The 19,353-nt window shown below is 33.5% G+C and carries 13 protein-coding genes, 3 tRNA genes and 1 pseudogene; 6 read left to right on the top strand and 11 right to left on the bottom strand.

From position 1 onward, the window contains the following. Positions 1-73: 73 nt before the first annotated feature. Together HMPREF2801_RS00580 and HMPREF2801_RS00575 are read right to left on the bottom strand one after the other, a co-directional pair. On the bottom strand, positions 74-2,317 hold the full coding sequence (locus HMPREF2801_RS00580; protein ID WP_070609996.1) for a DUF3160 domain-containing protein: 2,244 nt from the start codon (positions 2,315-2,317) through the stop codon (positions 74-76). Further along, positions 2,308-2,907, bottom strand: a complete 600-nt coding sequence (locus tag HMPREF2801_RS00575; protein WP_070609995.1) for a hypothetical protein — start codon at positions 2,905-2,907, stop codon at positions 2,308-2,310. Before HMPREF2801_RS00575 ends, HMPREF2801_RS00580 begins: the two co-directional genes overlap by 10 nt. 95 nt (positions 2,908-3,002) lie before the next feature. Between HMPREF2801_RS00575 and HMPREF2801_RS00570 the strand changes: the two genes are divergently transcribed. Then, positions 3,003-3,575, top strand: coding sequence for a xanthine phosphoribosyltransferase (locus HMPREF2801_RS00570; protein ID WP_070609994.1), 573 nt, complete (start codon positions 3,003-3,005; stop codon positions 3,573-3,575). A 93-nt stretch (positions 3,576-3,668) separates the two neighbouring features. On the opposite strand, the gene HMPREF2801_RS00565 is transcribed toward HMPREF2801_RS00570, so the two are convergent. The 5 genes from HMPREF2801_RS00565 to HMPREF2801_RS00545 form a co-directional block, all read right to left on the bottom strand. Next, entirely contained in the window at positions 3,669-4,793 is a 1,125-nt protein-coding gene (locus HMPREF2801_RS00565; RefSeq protein ID WP_070609992.1) for a toxic anion resistance protein, read from the bottom strand. Position 4,794: 1 nt separating this feature from the next. Beyond that, the gene (locus HMPREF2801_RS00560) at positions 4,795-5,919 is read right to left on the bottom strand and encodes a 5-bromo-4-chloroindolyl phosphate hydrolysis family protein (RefSeq protein ID WP_070609990.1); all 1,125 of its coding nucleotides are present in this window, start codon (positions 5,917-5,919) and stop codon (positions 4,795-4,797) included. An 8-nt stretch (positions 5,920-5,927) separates the two neighbouring features. Continuing rightward, positions 5,928-6,761, bottom strand: a complete 834-nt coding sequence (locus HMPREF2801_RS00555) for a DegV family protein (RefSeq protein WP_070609984.1) — start codon at positions 6,759-6,761, stop codon at positions 5,928-5,930. 9 nt (positions 6,762-6,770) lie between these two features. Continuing rightward, the gene (gene glmM / locus HMPREF2801_RS00550; RefSeq protein ID WP_070609982.1) at positions 6,771-8,114 is read right to left on the bottom strand and encodes a phosphoglucosamine mutase; all 1,344 of its coding nucleotides are present in this window, start codon (positions 8,112-8,114) and stop codon (positions 6,771-6,773) included. A 72-nt stretch (positions 8,115-8,186) separates the two neighbouring features. Beyond that, the gene (locus HMPREF2801_RS00545) at positions 8,187-9,440 is read right to left on the bottom strand and encodes a CCA tRNA nucleotidyltransferase (protein WP_246829950.1); all 1,254 of its coding nucleotides are present in this window, start codon (positions 9,438-9,440) and stop codon (positions 8,187-8,189) included. Positions 9,441-9,539: 99 nt separating this feature from the next. Between HMPREF2801_RS00545 and HMPREF2801_RS00540 the strand changes: the two genes are divergently transcribed. Beyond that, positions 9,540-10,022, top strand: a complete 483-nt coding sequence (locus HMPREF2801_RS00540; RefSeq protein ID WP_070609981.1) for a hypothetical protein — start codon at positions 9,540-9,542, stop codon at positions 10,020-10,022. Positions 10,023-10,036: 14 nt separating this feature from the next. Next, positions 10,037-10,981: a copper amine oxidase N-terminal domain-containing protein gene (locus HMPREF2801_RS00535; RefSeq protein ID WP_070609980.1), complete on the top strand. Its 945-nt coding sequence runs from the start codon at positions 10,037-10,039 to the stop codon at positions 10,979-10,981. Between the two features lie 122 nt (positions 10,982-11,103). On the opposite strand, the gene HMPREF2801_RS00530 is transcribed toward HMPREF2801_RS00535, so the two are convergent. The 3 genes from HMPREF2801_RS00530 to HMPREF2801_RS00520 all read right to left on the bottom strand — a co-directional run bounded on the left by HMPREF2801_RS00530 (position 11,104) and on the right by HMPREF2801_RS00520 (position 18,256). Then, positions 11,104-15,381 carry a 2-hydroxyacyl-CoA dehydratase gene (locus HMPREF2801_RS00530; RefSeq protein ID WP_070609979.1) on the bottom strand — a complete coding sequence of 1,426 codons (4,278 nt, stop codon included), beginning with the start codon at positions 15,379-15,381 and terminating at the stop codon, positions 11,104-11,106. A 367-nt stretch (positions 15,382-15,748) separates the two neighbouring features. After that, positions 15,749-15,919, bottom strand: a complete 171-nt coding sequence (locus tag HMPREF2801_RS00525; protein ID WP_019124611.1) for a DUF362 domain-containing protein — start codon at positions 15,917-15,919, stop codon at positions 15,749-15,751. Between the two features lie 267 nt (positions 15,920-16,186). Beyond that, on the bottom strand, positions 16,187-18,256 hold the full coding sequence (locus HMPREF2801_RS00520; protein ID WP_070609978.1) for a heavy metal translocating P-type ATPase: 2,070 nt from the start codon (positions 18,254-18,256) through the stop codon (positions 16,187-16,189). A gap of 259 nt (positions 18,257-18,515) precedes the next feature. On the opposite strand from HMPREF2801_RS00520, the gene HMPREF2801_RS00515 reads away from it, so the two are divergent. The 3 genes from HMPREF2801_RS00515 to HMPREF2801_RS00505 all read left to right on the top strand — a co-directional run bounded on the left by HMPREF2801_RS00515 (position 18,516) and on the right by HMPREF2801_RS00505 (position 18,774). After that, positions 18,516-18,607 (top strand) — tRNA-Ser (locus tag HMPREF2801_RS00515). A gap of 7 nt (positions 18,608-18,614) precedes the next feature. Beyond that, a tRNA-Ile gene (locus HMPREF2801_RS00510) sits at positions 18,615-18,691 on the top strand. 7 nt (positions 18,692-18,698) lie between these two features. Beyond that, a tRNA-Phe gene (locus HMPREF2801_RS00505) sits at positions 18,699-18,774 on the top strand. 221 nt (positions 18,775-18,995) lie between these two features. Here HMPREF2801_RS00505 and HMPREF2801_RS00500 read toward each other — a convergent pair. Then, positions 18,996-19,353, bottom strand: a pseudogene (locus HMPREF2801_RS00500) (class III poly(R)-hydroxyalkanoic acid synthase subunit PhaC); the annotation flags it as partial.

The raw sequence follows: 19,353 nt of genomic DNA, 5'->3' as shown, positions 1-19,353 counted from the left end.
CAAAACATTATAACACATGTTAATTTCAAATTTAAAATTTTGCAAGAAAAAAAGAGGGACTCGCCCTCTTTAACTATTCTTTATACATGCTTTCTTCATAATCTGGTCCATAGCTATCAAATTCTATAGCTTCCTTTTCTTCTGTTACAAGGTCCTTGTACCAAGTTGGAAAACCAGTTGCTTCATCATAAACCATCTTTTGCCAAACTTCATCAGTAAGTCTTTCCTTATTTAAAAATTCGTAGTAAGAGAAAGTTGCGCCCCTACCCATGTAAAGTTTTCCTTGGTGAGGATAAATTACAAAAATTTCCATTGGCTTACCTGTTCCTATGCTAAAAATTTCATCCTTAGGAAGACCTACGCTATTTTCTACAACTCTCATTAAGTCAACTACTACTGGCATTCTCCTATCTGTTGCATTTTGTATTTCATACCAATACATAACTTCATTTTCATCAGAAGACTCAACAAAATCCACCATTAGTCTTTCCATTTCTCCACCAATGTATAACAAATCTAAAGTTTCATCTTCTGTAAGAGGCTCATTTTGAAGTTCCTTAATAGAAAGGTCTCTAAACTTCACTACCATGGCTTGGAAGTTATTTATTTTTTCTTCATACTTTTCACTTAACATATCGCGATTTTTTAAATTGACCTTTGTAAATTCAAGAAGCCAATTTAATTTTTCGTAAAGCTCTACATTTGGTTCAACATAGGATTTTGGAATATCAGTATCTCCTCCGCCACCCATCTCTGCCATGAGAGCCTTGCCATATAAAACTGTGTCGTGTTTTAACTCTGCAAAGGAACCAAGGGCAGATACAAGGTCTTTTCTTTCCCAAGCATCATTTCTCATAAACATTGGATAGCCCTCGCCAAATTTTTGGTCATAGGACTTTAGCATCCATAGCCAGCCACGATACATATTCTTTTGCCAGTCTAAATCTTCCATCTTCTCAACAGTAGAAATATTTTCATCTGTCCTTTCCTTGTACTTATCCCAGTGAGAATTATAAGGATCTTCTTTTTGAATTTCCAATGCCTTTTCATTACCAAAGGAAGTCATAAGGTCAAGACCAGAATAAATTGGTCTATCAGATGGCTTGTCATCCCTTGCTATGTCAACGACATTTTGCATTAATACGCTATCCATAACTGCTCTTTGTGGCATAAATCTAAAGGACTTGCCCATAAAACCAGCAACTTGTGGATCTGGATACTGGCTTAAAACTTTATAGGCACTACTTAAATTTTTCTCATCATCTAATTTATTTATATCAAAATCTTTTCCGTAGACTCCATAAAGCGTCCTTGCATACTCTCTTATAGAAAGGTCATCGGCTGATTCAACTAAAAAGTCAATTGGCTCAACTAAATCTTCCCAAGTCTTTAGAATTTCAGGATTTTTATAAATTGAGTGTGTTAAAAGTAGTCCTTGCAAGATACTGTCTTCATCAGGCTTATCATCCTTATCAATAAATAGTCCAACTTGACCAAAATACATTGTTCCTTTAAAATATTTTTTTAATTCTTCGCTTCTTGTGTAGTGTCCTCTTGGTTTAAGTTGTGAATAGTCAACGTTTCTTTCATTTATATTAGATGGCCAAACTTCTCCTTGTGATACATTTTTCATCTCTTCGTCAACTAATTCTTTTGCCTTTCCTGGCAAATTTTCTGGCTCGCTTCCCAAAAGCTTAAGTCCTGTAGCAATAAAGGCAATATTTTTTATTTGTATGTCCCTTAACCTTTCATTTTTTATTTCATTAAAAAGATTTATATTTTCTGCTAACAATCTTTTATTTAAGTCAATAGATTTTGGATAAAGCTCATCTTTTTCCAAATTTCTCAAAAATCCATCATAAAAAATGTGGAAGATGTGAGTTACTGAATCAGTTGTCACAAAACTTGCTAAGTTTTTATACTCGTTATCTTCATAAATTTGATGAATTTGGTCAAATTCGTAATTCCATGGTTCTTCACTATAGGCATTATCTTTTAAATTTTTTGGCTTAGTGATTACAAAACCATTTTTTAGAAGCATTTCTTTTTGCTTAGGCGTAAAATTTCCAAATTCAGAAAAATTTACTACATTGGAAAAATCTTCAGCTACTTTATAATCTTTCACACTTGGTGTAAACTGAGAAAGCTTGTAGTCAATATAGGTAGTTTTATTTTCCATTTCATCTAAAAATTTTGTGTCCTGCATTTCAATTTTTGCTTCTTCCTTTGGACTTTCTTCTACTTTATCTTTTTTACAAGCAGTTAGAAGTGAAAGCCCTATAAGTGAAGCAATAAGTATTTTTTTCCTTACTTCCATTTTATTTCATCTCCTTCTAAATATAATTCTCTCTCGCTACCAGCTATTTCAACTTTTTTCTCCTTATCTAAAAACTTTGGCTCATCCTTTAAAATTATGCTGCCGTGGTTTCTTTGAAAGGCAAAATTAGTCCAGTCATAGACTCCAAATAAAAAATTGCCATCAATATTTTTTTCGATTGAAATAATTTCGTCGTAAGAGTCGCCATCAATATCGCACAAATTAAAATCCACAATAGGATTATATAGTCTTGAAATCCTAAGTTTTGGCTTTAACTTTCTATTTTGAAAGTCAATATTGTATAAGAAACATCTCCTATCAAATTTTGGATCAAAGGGTGTCTTTTTGTAAACGCCAAGTGCAAGCTCCATCTCACCTCCATCAACATTACAAAAATCAACTTTCCATGGTTTAAGGTCCTCAACATCAATTATAAATTCATTTCCTTCAGATTTAATTTTTAAATCATATCCAAACTTCTTGTCCTGCGAAATAATTTCTGCACTTATATTATTTGCAGAAGCTGAATCTATTAGAGTATCCTTTGTGCATGCCGTCAATAAAACTAATAATAAAAATATGTACTTCATGTCTTTATTATACCACAGTAGATATTTTTTTAATAAATAATTACTGGTCTTGATTAGTTTATCCTAATGACTTAAAATAAATCGAGAGGTGTAAAATGAAATTATTAGAAGAAAGAATTATTAAAGACGGAAGAATTTTAGATGGAAATATTGTAAAGGTAGATTCATTTTTAAATCACCAACTTGACATAAAATTTTTAGATAAGCTTGCTGAAGAAATGGCATCCTATTTTAAAGATAAAAAAATAAATAAAATCCTAACAATTGAGGCAAGCGGCATTGCCCTTGCCACTGTTGCATCAAAACATTTTGACGATGCCATGGTTGTCTTTTGTAAAAAGCAAAAAACTTTAAACATTGGTGACGATGTCTATGAATCAAAGGTTGAATCCTTTACTACAAAGAAAAATTATACAATTACAGTTTCTAAAAGATTTTTGTCTCCTGAAGACAATTTACTTATAATCGATGACTTTTTGGCTGAAGGAAATGCCCTAAAGGGACTAATTGATGTTGCAAACCAGTCAGGCGCAACTGTATCTGGAGTATCAGTTGCCATAGAAAAGGGATTCCAAGAAGGCGGCAAAATTATAAGGGATATGGGCTACGATTTACTTTCCCTTGCCATTATTGATTCAATTGAAGATGGAAAAATAAGCTTTAGATAAATTTTTAAATTTTAAAAAATATTTTATGAAAAAAATTGCCGAGAAGATTTCTTCTCGGCTTTTATCATTTTATTAAGTTTTTTAAATTTAAAATTATTTATTTGCAATTTCTATTAGTGAAGACTTTAAGTTTTCTTCAATCTTTCTTAATTCAAGGGATGCTTCTTCACGCTTCTTGTGGCCTTCAATTTGAATTTGACGAACTTCATTTAAAGCAGATATAAGTTGGTCATTTGTGTGCTTAATTGTGTCTATGTCGACTATTCCTCTTTCAGAAAGCCTTGCAGTGTCAACTGTAGTTTGCTTTAAGGTCTCTGCATTTTTCTTCAAAAGTTTATTAGTTAAATCAGTTACTTCCTTGGTGCTCTTGGCAGCTTCCTTTGAGTGATTTGCACCTAGGGCAATTACCATTTGAGACTTCCAAAGTGGAATTGTATTTACAATTGTGGATTGAATTTTTTCAACCATAACTGTGTTTGATGATTGCACCATTCTAATTTGTGGCGCCATTTGAATTGAAACCATTCTAGTTAAGTCCAAATCGTGAAGTTTCTTCTCAAACCTGCTAATCATATTTACATAATCATTTGCCACTTGTGCATCTACAGGTAGGTTTGTCTCCTGTGCCTTTGCTTGAAGTTTTGGAAGTTCAACATTTGTAGCTTCTTCCAGTTTTTTTCTGCCAGCAAGTATGTACATGCTAAGTTCTTTGTAATAATTTTCATTTAGTTCATACATCTGGTCAAGCATGGCAATGTCTTTCATGAGAGTGACTTGATGGTCTTCAAGTGCCTTTATAATGTTGTTTACATTTTTTTCTGCAGAATCGTATTTTGTCTTTAAAGAAGTGACACTATTAAGTTGCTTTTTGAAAAATCCAACTAGTTTGTTGTCATCTTCATCTACATCAAAGCTCTTTAGTTCATTTACAACTCCAGAAAGCAAGTCGCCAACTTCGCCAAGGTCTTTAGTCTTGACACTTTCAAGAGTTTTTTCTGAAAAGTTAGAAATTTTTCTCTGTGCGCCAATTCCATATTGCAAAACTATATTTGAATTTGTTATATCAATTGTCTTTGCAAATTCCTCAACTTGTTTTTCTTCTTCAGGACTTAATCTCACTTCATTTTTTTCGTCAACTAATTTCATTTCATGTAATACATTGTCTTTATTTAGATCTTCGAAATCATCTGTTAAGGATAATTTTATTTCTTTATCCATTTTATTTTCCTCCTAAATTAAAGTTATCTTGGTCTAAAAGTCCTTCTTGTCTAAGCATTGATTTTAAAACGCTCATGTCACTTGAAAGGTCCATGATTTTTTCTTGGTAAATATTATCTAACATTTTCATAAATCCATCATTTACTAAATCCATAGTTTGCTCCATGGATTTTAAAGATGATTTTACTGAATCTGTTGGTTTTTCACTTAGGTCGATGTAATTATCCATGAGTTTTACTGTGGTTGGCAAGTAAAAATTTATGACCTTGTCTAAATCCTTTGCTGTATTTGGATTTTCCTTTAAAAGTTCAAAAATCTTTCCCACTATTTGTAAAAATTCAGATATCTTAGCTTTCATTGGCTCTCTAAGTTTTGGAGTCATTTCTGTTAAAGCTGTAACATCTCTTTTTGCCCTAGATAAATATTCTTCTACAAGAGCATTACTTTCCTTATCCTCTAGCTCCTCATACCTTTCCTTGGGGTCGCGAAGCATTTCTTCCTTGTAGAGCTTATAGGTATTGGAATCTAATATAAAAAGTTCTCCATTTTCCACAATCCTAGCTTGTCTGTAATAGTCCTTTTCAATCATATTTAAGAGATCATTTATTGTAAAATCAATTGGCTTTGCAGTTATAGCAGCAAGGTCAGCTGTTGGAATTACTGTATTATTTCCAATTTCACGATTGTACTTTCTAAACCTAATTATTTGATTCTTATCTTTTTTTACTCTGTAATTTATATAGAAAGAAATAACAAGGGCAGGTATTACCCAAAAAATTAAAGCTGGGAGATCTTCTCTAATTGTTCCATAAGTATCAAACATGTCCATTAGAAATCCAAAGAGTGCAAATAGATGAAAAACTATTGAAGCCTTGGCAATAAAGCCCAAAGTCTTCACTCTTTTAACAGTTTTTGGGTTTTGGTTTATTATTCTGTCGTCATTTTGCACGCTGTAGGGCAAATCCACCTTATTTTTATTTATAAATTTGTTAAGAGATGACTTTGTAACATCAATGGCAGTGTCGATTCCTTCGCCAATTAAATCGCCAATCTCTTTAAAATTTTCTTCTCTAAAAGCAGTATTAATTTTTTCTTCAAAATTTTTTTCATTTTCGCTTTTTCTCATAATTCACCTCAAAAACCTATGACAATACCTCCAATGTCTGCGTATCCAGAGGAAAGACCATTAGTATGTCTCACGTGAACTATTGCACCTTGGTATAGTTCTTCAATTTTATCTTTAATTTGCTCTGCACGCTCTTTGTTCTTGACATAGGAAATTGTAATAAGATTTGGGGCGCCTGCTTTGCATTCACTTCCAATTGCCTTAATCATCTTATCAAGAGATTTTTTTATTCCACGATTGATCTCAAATAGCTCAATATCTCCATCCTTTGAAATCATAATAGGTCTAATATTTAAGACATTGGCAATGAGACCAGCAGACTTTTTTATTCTTCCGTTTTTTATTAAATTTTTCATGCTTTCAAGGACAAACATAGTTGTAGAATTGTTGACTTCACTTTCGATGGCAGGCACAACTTCTTCAAAACTTTTATCCTTAACTAAATCTAAAAGTTTTAAAACCACTCTTGTGTGTCCTGCTGAGGCTGCCTTTGTGTCAATTACATGAATTTTTATGTCCTTAAATTTTTCCCTTGCTTCCTGTTCTGCAATTTTGGCAGAATTGTAAGATCCAGATAATTTTGAGGAAATTGTAAGAATATAAAGGTCCTTGTCGGAATTTTCTTCAATAATTTTTAAATAATCATAGGGTGATGGACAAGCTGTCTTTATTGCATTTTCTGTCTTTTCCATTTTATCCAAGTATTCTTCCATGTTTAAATTGTAATCATCTTCATACTCAACACCATCAATGGCAATTTTAAAGGGCACATATTCAATTCCCAATTCTTTTACTTCTTCTTTTGATAAATCACAACTTGTATCTGATATTATTTTGTACATTATATGCTCCTAATTCAATTTCTCTTCAATAATTTTTACTAGTTTATCAGCATCTTGTGAAAGTTTATAAGTGTCTTCGCCTTCGATCATAACGCGAACAAGAGCTTCTGTACCAGATGGTCTAATTACAACTCTTCCACTTCCGTGATAAGCTTCTTCCACTTCCTTTATTGCCTTAATTATATCAGGAAATTCTTCATATCTATTTTTTAATTCGTCTCTAACCCTTGCATTTTTTAAAACTTGTGGATAATCTTTCATAAGTCCATTTAATTCTGACAATTTTTTGCCAGTTTTTTTCATGATTCCCAAAAGATGTATTCCCGTTGCAAGTCCGTCGCCAGTTGTATTGTAGTCAAGGAAGATGACATGACCAGATTGTTCTGCCCCAATTATATAGTCGTCCTTTAACATCCTCTCTAAAATGTATCTGTCGCCAACTTTTGTCTCGATAAAATCCACGCCTATGGACTCAAGATATTTTTTGAGGCCCATATTTGACATTATAGTTCCCACAGCTGCATTATTATTAAGTTTATTATTTTCCTTTAGGTATGTTGCAGCAATTGCCAAGATGTGGTCGCCATCAACAATTTTCCCCTCTTCGTCAACAGCAATAATCCTGTCTGCATCTCCGTCAAAACTCATGCCAATATTTGATTTTTCTTTTTTTACTAGTTCTTCAATTAATTTTGGATTTGTTGAGCCGCACTTATCGTTGATATTTTTGCCATTGGGCTCATTATTTATAATTTTTACCCTTGCTCCATAGGATTTTAAAACTTCTTCTGCTATAAAGGATTGAGCGCCATTTCCTGCATCTACTGCAACTTCAAATCCATCAAACCTCTCATCAGTAAGTCCCTTTAAGTAAGAAATGTATTTTTCTGTAAATTCATGAGACCTATTTACTCTTCCCACTTGTTCTCCCGTTACATCTTTATAAATTTTTGTAGTAGAAAGAACTTTTTCTTCAATGTCATCTTCGAGACTGTCGTCAAGTTTAAGTCCATCGCTAGAGAAAAACTTTATGCCATTGTATTCAAAGGGATTGTGTGAGGCAGAAATAGAAACTCCGCAAAGGTAGTCTCCAGTCCTAGTGAGGTAGGCTACTCCTGGTGTAGGAATCACTCCAGCCACATCTACATCAAGTCCAAGGCTCATAAAGCCTGCAATAAGAGCAGATTCTACTAAGTCGCCTGAAAGTCTTGTATCTCTTCCAACTAAAACTTTTCCCTTTTTATTCTTTGTAAGTACAAAGGCAGCTGCCCTTCCAATATCGTAGCATAGTTTTGGAGTTAGTTTTTGATTGGCAATGCCACGAACTCCGTCTGTTCCAAATAATCTTGTCATTTTATCACCTGTAATTTTTATCTATATAATCTATTAAGTAATCTCTCTTGTTTTTCTCTGGGTCATCTAAAACTAAGTTTTCAAGATCTTTAAGATTTTCCCAATAATCTTGCCTTCTTTAAAACCCAAAGCCTTAATGTCATTTCCATTTATCTCTAAAAACTTTTCAGTTTTCATTTCTTTTTCATCTAATAGTTCTTTTACCCTATTTTTTCTCTTTATAATAAAGCTTGCATCTCTATCAATTCTAGTACACCTGCAATCGGCAATTAAAAGGTCGTAGAGGTCCAATACATTATCTCTTCCCACTCTTTTTATCTGCCTTCTCAGTGCCTTATCTGTCATTTCGCTGTGAACCTTCATGTGGTCTAGAATTAAAATTTTAACCTTATCAATAATTTTGTTGGAGACTCTATATCTCTTTAAAATTTCAGAAACTAAATCTGATCCCAAAACTTCGTGACCGTAAAAGTGTCCCCTGCCATCTTCGCCAATGGAAAGTGTATCAACCTTTGATATGTCGTGAAAAAGCCCCGCAAGTCTAAGAGCTAAGTCTGGCTTTACCTCATCCATTACACAAACTAAGTGATCAAAGAGAGTTTTGTCGTGGTAGGGAGAAAATTGTGAGAAGCCAACTGTCCTCTTTAGCTCCGGAAAAATTACATCGAGAACTCCCGTCTCGTCCATTAAAAGTAGATAGTAAGAAGGTCTTTCTGATGTTATCATTTTTGAAAACTCATCAAAAATTCTCTCTGGGGAAATTTTTTTAAGGAGTTTTCTTTCAAAGGAAATTGCATCGAAAAGTTCATCTTCAATATAAAAATCAAACCTACCTGCAAACCTAATTGCCCTTAAAATTCTTATGGCATCTTCTTTTATTCTTTCATTGGGCCTTCCAACAGCCCTTAAAACTTTATCATCTAAGTCCTTTTTACCGCCAAAGGGATCGTAAAGCTCTCCATTTGAATCCATAGCCATGGCATTTATTGTGAAGTCTCGCCTCTTCAAATCTTCTCTTAAACTTTTTGAAAAAGTTACATTTTCTGGCTTTCTAAAATTTAAATACTTGCCATCAATCCTAAAAGTCGTGACTTCGTAAAGAGTTTTATCAATTAAAACGCCAACTGTGCCAAACTCTTCGCCTATTAATATAGTTTTAAAATCTTTAAAAACTCTTTTAATTTCATTAGGCTCAGCAGAAGTTGTTATATCATAATCGTGAGGATGAAGACCCAAAAGTTTGTCCCTGACGCAACCTCCTACAATGTAGGCGTCAAAGCCTTCTTCATTTAATTTATTTAAAATAAATAGCACTTCTTTTGGCATTCTATCACCCTTTTTATTATATCATATTGTCCTTAATTTAAAATTATATAATTCTTCTTCAGCTTATTTATGATATAATTAACTAAATTGGAGGTAGTTATGAAAAAATTATTAATTGTTTTAATATCTTTTACTTTGGCACTTAGTCTAGCAGGCTGTGGCAAAAAAAATGCTAAGGCAGAAAAAACTAATGACGCAAAAATATCTTCTGTTGCTGTAGAAAAAGAAGCTAGCGAAGAAGAAATTACTACATCAAACTTTGACAAGGAAGCTGTTAATGAACTGATTAAAAACTCTGATTACATATCAAGAGTTAGAATTTCAACTTCAACAGCAGAAGGCATGAACACTTCTTTCTTAAAGGACTATAAGGGCGACTTATCACAAATTGAAGTAAGCCTTCCTAAGACTCTCACACCAAACAAAGAATACATTGTATTCTTTAAGGATGATGACAAGGGTGAAGTTTCACCTACAGAAAGAGATGGTGCTTTTATTGAACTTCAAGGTGACAAGGATTCTAACTTAATTTATATTGAAAAGCAATTTGACCCAAACTCTTACACAAGTAAAAGTAAATAAGGAGGAAGAATTAAATGAAAAAATTTAAATCACTTATATTCTCACTAGTAATCTTAATTTTTATTAGCTCAAATGTATTTGCATCTAGAACTCCAGTAATTGAGTACAATGGAAAAATTATTAAATCAGACGTTGCACCCTTTATTCAAAATGACAGAACCATGGTTCCCATTAGATTTATTTCTGAAACACTAGGTTATGAAGTAGGTTGGAATAATGATGCAAGACTTGTTACTGTTAAGGGCAAGGATACTTCCATTGAATTAAAAATTGATTCAAAAAAAGCAAAGGTAAATGGAAAAGATCTTGAACTAGATGCACCAGCTATTATAAAAAGCGAACGCACTTTTGTTCCCCTAAGATTTGTTGCTGAAAATTTGAAGGCTGAAGTTAAGTGGGACAATGACAACTTTAAGGTAATTATTAAGGACTCAGCAAATTCTTCAATCCTAGATTTATCAACTGATGAAGAAGTATATGTAAAGGAAATTAAAAATTTGCAAAATGATTTGACTAAATCTATTGTCAATTTAAAATCAAGTTTCTTTGAAAATGCAGCAAAACTTTCTGATGCAGACTTAAATGCTGCCTATGACAAAGCAGATTCTGAAATTAGAAATACTGTTGATAAAATTAAAAATATGAGCGTGCCAGATAAATTTAAAAACTCTCACGATTACACTGTAAGGGCAAGCGAAAAGGCACTAGAAATTTTGCCTGGACTTAAGGAATCTATTATGACTAAAAATGAAGATTCTGCCAAAAAATTTATTATTGAACTAAATGATTTCCAAGTTAAGATGCAAGAAGCTAAGGATTCCTTTGAGGCAGCTCTTAAGGGTCAAACTTACAACCCACAAAAGGACATCCAAGTTTACAACGACGAAAAGAAAAAACAAGATAGCACAAATAATTTATTGCAAGATGAAACTTTGAAAAATATTTTTAAAAAAATCTAATTATTTCGAGTTTATTTAGAAAATTTATATTTAATTAAGATTAATAAATTAGGACAAGAAAAATCCCCTCAAGGCTGAGGGGAAATTTTTTGTCCTTTTTATTTTTTAAACTTTAATAAATTTTAATTTTTTAAGCTGGCAGCTTTCTTTAAATAGCCTCTGTTGTATTTATCTTCGCCTTGTTCCATATTTCTCTTGGCTTGTGAAAGCATTAGTTTAATTCTGTTAAATTGATTAACTTCTGATGCTGAAGCGTCATAATCAATTGGAATGATATTTGCCCTTTCGTAGGAATTTCTTATTGCCTTTATGACGCCCTTGCCTGTGATGTGATTTGGAAGACAGCCAAAAGGTTGAACGCAGACAATATTTTCCACGCCAGATTCAATTAGTTCCACCATTTCGCCAGTCAAAAGCCATCCTTCACCATATTGGTTTCCAAGGTCAACATACTTTTCTGCATAGTCAATTATCTCTTCAATTTTTTCTGGAACTATAAACCTTGTAGGTTCAAGTGCCAATCTAATATGCTTTCTGTAGGATTCAATATAGGAAATTCCCATTTCACATACAAAGGCAGTAAGTCTTGACTTTGAAAGTTTATCAGCCTTTGCCCTTGCATTCTTAAAGGAATACATCATAAAATCTGTCAAATCAGGAATAACAACTTCTGCCCCTTCCTTTTCAAGAAGTTCTGCCACATGATTGTTGGCAGCTGGGTCATACTTTACTAAGATTTCTCCAACTATTCCAACTTTTGGTTTCTTTTCATTTCTTATTTCAAGTCTATTAAATTCTCCAATCATCTTGTTAATGTTGGATATAAAAGTTTTCTTGCTGTAATTTAAGTCTTCTGATGTGGTAATGTCAATCCATCTGTCGCGCAAAATATTTGCTGAACCCTTTATCACTTCATAAGGTCTCGTTGCTTGAGTAAGTCTCATGATGAGATCTGCGTAAAGCATGCCTTGAATTAATTTTCTGCCAATTCTAACTAATTGTTTTTTGTCAAATTCAAGACCTGTGTGCTTTTCAATTCCTTGGAAGGAAAGTCCAATTACTGGCACGTGTCCGTAACCTGCATCCTTTAATGCCTTTCTTATAAAGCCAACATAGTTTGATGCCCTGCAAGCACCACCAGTTTGACTCATTAAAAGAGCCAGGCGGTTTGTGTCATACTTGCCAGACTTTACTGCATCCATAAATTGTCCAACTACAAAAATTGATGGATAACAAGCGTCGTTATTTACATATTTTAAGCCTTCATTGACAACCTTGTGACCCGAATCTTCTAGGAGTTCAATGTTTATTCCCTCATGTCTTAGGATTGGTTCAAAAACGCTAAAGTGAAGCGGAGACATTTGCGGCATTAAAATTGTATAATCTTCCTTCATTTCCTTTGTAAACATTACAGGATCATCGTCAAGAAGTCCTTCAAGTTCAGCGTCTATTTTTTCAAATTCTCTCTTTTCTGCTGCTTCAATTAAGGACCTAATTCTAATTTTTACGGCACCTAAATTTGAAACTTCGTCAATTTTTAGGGCTGTATAAATCTTGTTGTAGGACTCTAAAATATGTTGAACTTGGTCAGTTGTAACTGCATCAATTCCGCAACCAAAGGAGTTAAGTTGAACAAGCTCTAAGTTTTCATGTTCTCCCACAAATTTTGCCGCCCTGTAAAGTCTTGAGTGATAATTCCATTGGTCTAGGACTCTAAGTCTTGAGTCGATTTCAACATTTCTTGCAATTCCATCTTCAGAAATTACAGCAAGACCTAGGCTTGTAATTAGTTCTGGTATGCCGTGATTTATTTCTGGGTCAATGTGATAAGGCCTACCTGATAAAACTATTGCCCTTTGATTTTTTTTAGTCACTTCTTCTAAGATTCTATTGCCTTCATTTAAGACATCAAGTCTATACCTGTCTTGCTCTTCATAAGCTGCACGGACAGCTTTTTTCACTTCGTCTTTAGGTATGAAGTCGAAGACATCAGAAAGTCTCTTCTCAAGTTTTTTTCTGTCGTCAAAGGAAATAAAGGGATTCATAAACTTTACTTTTCCATCAATTATGGCATCCACATTGTTCTTTATAACTTCAGAATAACCTGCCACCACAGGACAGTTTAATGTGTTGTCTGCCTTCTCAAATTGCTTTTCTTCATAAAATACTGCTGGGTAAAATATAAAGTCAAGTCCCTTTTCTATCAGGTCTTCTATGTGACCGTGAGAAATTTTTGCCGGATAGCAAGCAGTTTCACTGGTAATTGTCTCTATTCCCTTTTCGTAAATTTCTCTTGACGATTTACTTGAAAGGACTACTGAATATCCAAGCTCTGTGAAAAATGTATGCCAGAAGGGATAGTTTTCATAAATATTTAGAACTCTAGGTATACCCACTAGACCACGCTTAGCTTCCCTTTCTGGAAGTGATTTGTAGTCAAAGACCCTTTCGTATTTGTAGCGGAACATATTTGGCAGCTCATCTTCTTTACTTCTTAAGCGACCTGCTCCCTTTTCGCACCTGTTTCCTGTGATGTATCTCTTTCCATTGGGAAATACATTTACAGAAAGGGCACAATTATTTGTGCATTGTCTACAATTTGTTGAAATTGATTTATATTCAAATTTTTCTAATTCTTCCTCAGATATTAAATTAGATTTACCTGTAGATTTTTCTTTAGAAATAAGTGCCATTCCAAGTGCACCCATAAGGCCTGCAATGTCTGGTCTTGTAACATCAACACCAGTCAAGTTTTCGAAGGCTCTTAAGACAGCATCAGACAAAAATGTGCCGCCTTGAACTACTATGTGTTCGCCTAACTCCTTAGGGTCCCTAATTTTTATTACCTTTTGAATGGCATTTCTAATTACAGAATAGGCAAGTCCTGCAGAAATATCTGGCACTGATGCCCCTTCCTTTTGAGCTTGCTTTACATTGGAATTCATGAAAACTGTACAGCGTGAACCTAAATCTACTGGCTTTCTTGACAATGTTGCCTCCTTGGCAAATTCTTCTGCGCTCATATTTACTGAATGAGCAAAAGTTTCAAGGAAGGATCCACAGCCGGCAGAGCAAGCTTCATTTAGAAGTATTGATTCTATTACGCCATTTCTAATTTTCATGGACTTCATGTCTTGTCCGCCAATGTCTAAAATAAAGTCAACTTCCGGGTCAAAATATTTGGCAGCAGTAAAGTGAGCTATGGTTTCAACTTCTCCAAAGTCTAAGTTAAGTGCAGCCTTTAAAAATTCTTCCCCATAACCAGTTGTGCCACAGCCAGCAAAATATGCCTTGTCATTTTTTTCTTTATATATTTCTTTTAAGTTTTCTATGGCTATGTCAAGGGGATTGCCCTTGTTTGACCCATAAAAACTGAAGAGTAGTTCATTTTTATCAGAAATTGCCACAAGTTTTGATGTTGTTGATCCTGAGTCTATGCCCAAATAAATTGGTCCTTTATAAGTTTTTAAATCCACTTTTTTAAGTGACTTAGTCTTATGTCTTTCACGAAAGGCTATGACTTCTTCATCACTTGTGAAAAGTGGCGGCATTACATCACTTTCCTTGATGTTTATGTCGGCACTTTTATTTACGCGATTAAATAATTCCACAAAGGAAATTGGCTTTGAATCAAAACTAGAAAGAGCTGCTCCCAGAGCCACAAATATTTGTGAATTTTCTGGTGAAATTATCTCGTCTTCACTTAAATTTAAAGTTTCAACAAATCTTTCCTTTAGCATTGGCAAAAAGTGAAGGGGTCCACCTAAAAAGGCTACATTTCCCCTAATTGGTCTGCCACAAGCAAGGTTTGAAATAGTTTGGTTGACAACTGATTGGAAGACAGAAATTGCTATGTCAGACTTGCTGGCACCTTGATTAATAAGTGCTTGCACATCAGTCTTGGCAAAGACACCACAGCGAGATGCTATTGGATATATTTTTTCATAATCCTTTGCCATTTCATTTAAGCCAGAAGCATCAGTCTGAAGAAGAGACGCCATCTGATCTATAAAGGCACCAGTACCTCCAGCACAAATACTGTTCATTCTCTGTTCAACAGACCCTCTTAAATAAGTAATTTTTGAGTCTTCGCCACCAAGTTCAATGGCAACATCAGTTTTTGGAATGAAACAAGATATTGCCTCCCTTCCTGCCACAACTTCTTGGATAAAGTCTATATCCAAAAATTTGTGGACAGAAAGACCACCACTTCCAGTTACATTTACAGTAACTGTCTCATATTTGAAGTCCTTATAAACTTCATTGATGACATCCTTTACAGTTTTTCTAACATCAGAATAATGTCTTCTATAAGTTTTATACAAGATATTTAATTTTTCATCTAATATTACAAGTTTTACAGTAGTGGAACCAACATCTAATCCCATATGAATTAGCATACTCTACTTCTCCTTTCAAATTAAAAGCAAATTGAGTATAATTTCTAATACTTCATTTAAAATAATTTATTTTAATTTTATTGATTTTTTATTAACTAAAATTTAATGAAAAATAATTATTGCACTTTCAATGCCTTAATTCAATATTTTTTTAAATAAAGTTTGATATTTATTATAAAAATATTAAACATTTCTTAACTTTTCGTTTATATCTATTATAACCGAAATTGTGAACTTATAGTGAAATATTTACTTTATTTCAAAAAATTTACAATAAAAAAAGAGAAAACACAGTTCTCTCTTTAAAAATAAATAAAATTTAAAAATAAAAAAAGATAGGCATGAAACCTATCTTTCTTTTAAGTAATTAGTCTTCAGGATTTGGAGCACCAACTGGGCAAACAGCTGCACAGCTACCGCAATCGATACATTGAGCTTCGTCAATTGTATAGATATCTCCTTCAGAAATACATCCTACTGGACATTCTGGTTGACATGCACCACAAGCGATGCAAGAATCGTTAATTACATATGCCATTTAATTTACCTCCATAAAATTATACCAAAATTTATGAATTTTTATATTCATAATGTTCTGTCATAATAGTAACATAATAATTTTAATTTTTCAATAAATATTGTTATTTTTTTATGATGAAATTTTATTAATTTTATTAAAAATAATAAATTTTCTCTATTTTATAAGCTTTTATGGTGTTTTTTAAATTCAAAAACCTTAAAAATTTATTTTTAAAATTATCCAACTATTTATTAACACTAATAATTCATAGCATTTTACTATGTTTTATTTCTCCTTAAAAACTCTAAGAGAATTTAAAATACAGATAAGGGCAACTCCCACATCGGCAAAAACAGCAAGTGGCATGGAAACATATCCTATTGCGCCAAGAACTAGGACTACTAGCTTTAAAAATAGGGCTATAAAAATATTTTGATAGGCAATCTTTTTAACTTTTTTTGCAATGTCAATTGCTCTTACTACAGAGGAAATGTCATTTTTTAATAAAACTATATCTGAAGTTTCAATGGCGATGTCAGATCCGCTGCCCATACTTATGCCTAGGTAGGCGCTTGCAAGAGAAGGTGCGTCATTAGTTCCGTCTCCAACAAAGGCAATCTTTTTATTTTTTTCGATTTCCCTTATTTCCCTAACCTTGTCATCAGGAAGAAGTGAGCCCTTGTAATAATCTATTCCAACTTCAGTGGCTATTTCCATAACTACATTTTCCTTGTCGCCAGAGAACATATAAGTTTTTACGCCCCTCTTGTGAAGATTATCTACACTTTCCTTAACGCCTTCTTTTATCTCATCTTTTAGTTTTATAATTCCTAAAATTTCATTTTTATCTGCAACAAAGACATCTACAAAATTTGAACTTCCTTCCTTTTCAAGTTTTAAAGAAAAGTCGTCCATTAATTTTTTATTTCCAACTAAATAAGATTTGCCATCTAATTCAAACTCAATTCCCTTTCCACCAATGTTATTTAAGTGTTCAGGCGTCTTTGTAGTTTTAAAACTTTTTACAATTGCCTTTGCAATAGGATGAGTTGAGTACATCTCTCCCACTGCTGCAATTTCCAAAATTTCATCTCTTGTAGCCTTTATTTCTTCAACTTCTGCGAGAGTAAATTCGCCCTTAGTAACTGTTCCTGTCTTATCAAAGGCAACACCATCAATATCTGTCAAAGCTTCAATAGAATTTCCTCCCTTTACAAAAATTGATCTTCTTGAAAGAGAGCCAATTCCTGCAAAAATTGTAAGAGGAACAGAAATTGCTAAAGCACAAGGACAGGATATTACCAAAAATATGGCAGCCCTATAAATTGATTCTTTAAAAGTTAGTGAACTTGCAAAATTTAAAACTAGGAAAAGTAAGACTGCAAGTCCTATGACAATTGGTGTGTAAATTTTTGCAAATCTTGTGATGAATTTCTCAACTTTCGCCTTGTTTGTACTGGCATTTTTTACCATGTCAATAATTTTTGCAATTGTCCCCTCTTTATATTCCTTTGTAACTTCAACTTCAAGAGATGAGTCTAAGTTGACAAAACCTGAAGTGATTTCGTCCCCAACTTCAAGAGAAATTGGTGCAAACTCTCCAGAAATATTTGAAGTGTCAAGGTTTGATGCACCCTTAATTATTTTTCCATCGAGAGGCACTTTTTCTCCAGGCATAATTACAATAACTTGACCAACAGAAACTTCCGTTGGATCAACTTTACTTATCTTATCACCCTTCTTTAAATTCGCAAATTCAGGTTTTAATTTTAAGGCTTCTCTAATTGATTTCTTTGAACTATCTACAGCCCTATCTTGGATTATTTCTCCAACAGTATAAAATAGCATTACAGCAACAGCTTCGGCGTATTCTCCAGAAATAATAGCTGCAATAGATGCCACTGTCATTAGAAATTTTTCATCCATAAAATTTCCCGTGGTAATTTTTGAAATGGAAGCTTTAACTATATCGTATCCAATAATTACATATAAAACTATGTAAGAGACAAATCTAATTTTTTCAGGAAGATTTAAAAAATGTAGAATTATTATTCCAAAAAAGACTAAGATACACTTGTAAATAGAAAAGTTTTCTTCCTCCTCTTCTTCCTCTTCATACTCAATCTCTTCATTTAAATCTTCTGTAACTGTTACACCCTCTTCTATGGAGTCAACTATATCTTGAATCTCACTTTTTAAATCCTTAGATTCTTTTTCAGATTCAAAAGTAAGCTCATCATTTAAAAAATCGTAGTTGAGATTTATCATGCCAGGCGTCTCTTTAAGTTTTTCTTCAATTTTTCCTGCGCAGTTTGCACAAGTAAGTCCCTTTAAGTGAAAAATATATTTATTCATAATTACCTCACGCTAAAAATTACACGAATTAAGATTCGATATTTGTTCATACATTCATTATATAGTCAATTTAATTTTATGTCAATATCATTTTTTACCTTTATTTTTTTTAAAAAGTATGAGATAATGCTTGAGCAGGGTCCTTTAAATAGGGTGAAAGTATAAAAAGATTTTAAATTTTTTGTAAAAAATAGTTGACAAAAAACTTCTGGTCCGTTAGAATAGATAAAGTAAGTTGCTAAAGAGTGACCTTCGATTTGGAGAAATACTCAAGTGGCTGAAGAGGCTCCCCTGCTAAGGGAGTAGGTCCCGATTAGGGTCGCGAGGGTTCAAATCCCTCTTTCTCCGCCAATGGTGAGGGCCTTTAGCTCAGTTGGTTAGAGCGCCCGGCTCATAACCGGTAGGTCCCGGGTTCAAGTCCCTGAAGGCCCACCATTAACTTGCCCAGATAGCTCAGTCGGTAGAGCAGAGGACTGAAAATCCTCGTGTCGCTGGTTCGATTCCGGCTCTGGGCACCATAAGAGTACCAAGTCTGGTACTCTTTTTTTTATTGTTTTTTATAATTGATTAAATTTTTTTTAAAGTTTTAGATTTTTATTTTCCCCCCACGTCACAAATAATGACTCTTACTAAGGAGTCCCTTTATGTTTTTCAGGCATACAAAAAGAAAAGCTCCACTAAGGAGCCTCAAAATTTAAAATATAATTAAAAAACCGAGCATCAAAGCCCGGTTAATTTTTTATTTAGATCTGCTTGTTAAAAATTCATTAATCTTTGGTGCAACTTCCCTTTGGCTTCTGCCAGATACAAAGAGGCCAATGTGACCTGTTTCAACTTCAACAAGTTCAACATCCTTTGAACCAACAGCCTTAGGTATTGGTCTAGTAGCATTTGGAGGAACTTGGTTGTCCTTTGTGCCTAATATTGCAAGCACTGGACATTTTACATTTTTAAGGTCAACTCTTTCGCCATTGAGATAAAATTCTCCCTTAATCAAATTATTTTTGTGATACATTTCTTCTTGGAATTCTTGATATGCTCGTCCAACTTGGTCAGGTGAATCGAAAATCCAGTGTTCCATACGAAGGAAGTTGGCA

The organism is Peptoniphilus sp. HMSC062D09 (genome assembly GCF_001811425.1).
In the GTDB taxonomy this organism is placed as follows: domain Bacteria; phylum Bacillota; class Clostridia; order Tissierellales; family Peptoniphilaceae; genus Peptoniphilus_A.
Note: the sequence above shows the minus strand (reverse complement) of the source record. Positions and strands in the feature narration are given on the sequence as shown.

What these genes read in the sequence shown, in the direction of transcription:
- HMPREF2801_RS00545 (WP_246829950.1), bottom strand. Translation starts at nt 9,440, where the DNA reads ATGCCAAAAGAAGTGCTATTTATTTTAAATAAATTAAATGAAGAAGGC.
- HMPREF2801_RS00535 (WP_070609980.1), top strand. Translation starts at nt 10,037, where the DNA reads ATGAAAAAATTTAAATCACTTATATTCTCACTAGTAATCTTAATTTTT.
- HMPREF2801_RS00580 (WP_070609996.1), bottom strand. Translation starts at nt 2,317, where the DNA reads ATGGAAGTAAGGAAAAAAATACTTATTGCTTCACTTATAGGGCTTTCA.
- HMPREF2801_RS00570 (WP_070609994.1), top strand. Translation starts at nt 3,003, where the DNA reads ATGAAATTATTAGAAGAAAGAATTATTAAAGACGGAAGAATTTTAGAT.
- HMPREF2801_RS00530 (WP_070609979.1), bottom strand. Translation starts at nt 15,381, where the DNA reads ATGCTAATTCATATGGGATTAGATGTTGGTTCCACTACTGTAAAACTT.
- HMPREF2801_RS00525 (WP_019124611.1), bottom strand. Translation starts at nt 15,919, where the DNA reads ATGGCATATGTAATTAACGATTCTTGCATCGCTTGTGGTGCATGTCAA.
- HMPREF2801_RS00565 (WP_070609992.1), bottom strand. Translation starts at nt 4,793, where the DNA reads ATGGATAAAGAAATAAAATTATCCTTAACAGATGATTTCGAAGATCTA.
- HMPREF2801_RS00540 (WP_070609981.1), top strand. Translation starts at nt 9,540, where the DNA reads ATGAAAAAATTATTAATTGTTTTAATATCTTTTACTTTGGCACTTAGT.
- HMPREF2801_RS00555 (WP_070609984.1), bottom strand. Translation starts at nt 6,761, where the DNA reads ATGTACAAAATAATATCAGATACAAGTTGTGATTTATCAAAAGAAGAA.
- HMPREF2801_RS00520 (WP_070609978.1), bottom strand. Translation starts at nt 18,256, where the DNA reads ATGAATAAATATATTTTTCACTTAAAGGGACTTACTTGTGCAAACTGC.
- HMPREF2801_RS00575 (WP_070609995.1), bottom strand. Translation starts at nt 2,907, where the DNA reads ATGAAGTACATATTTTTATTATTAGTTTTATTGACGGCATGCACAAAG.
- HMPREF2801_RS00560 (WP_070609990.1), bottom strand. Translation starts at nt 5,919, where the DNA reads ATGAGAAAAAGCGAAAATGAAAAAAATTTTGAAGAAAAAATTAATACT.
- glmM (WP_070609982.1), bottom strand. Translation starts at nt 8,114, where the DNA reads ATGACAAGATTATTTGGAACAGACGGAGTTCGTGGCATTGCCAATCAA.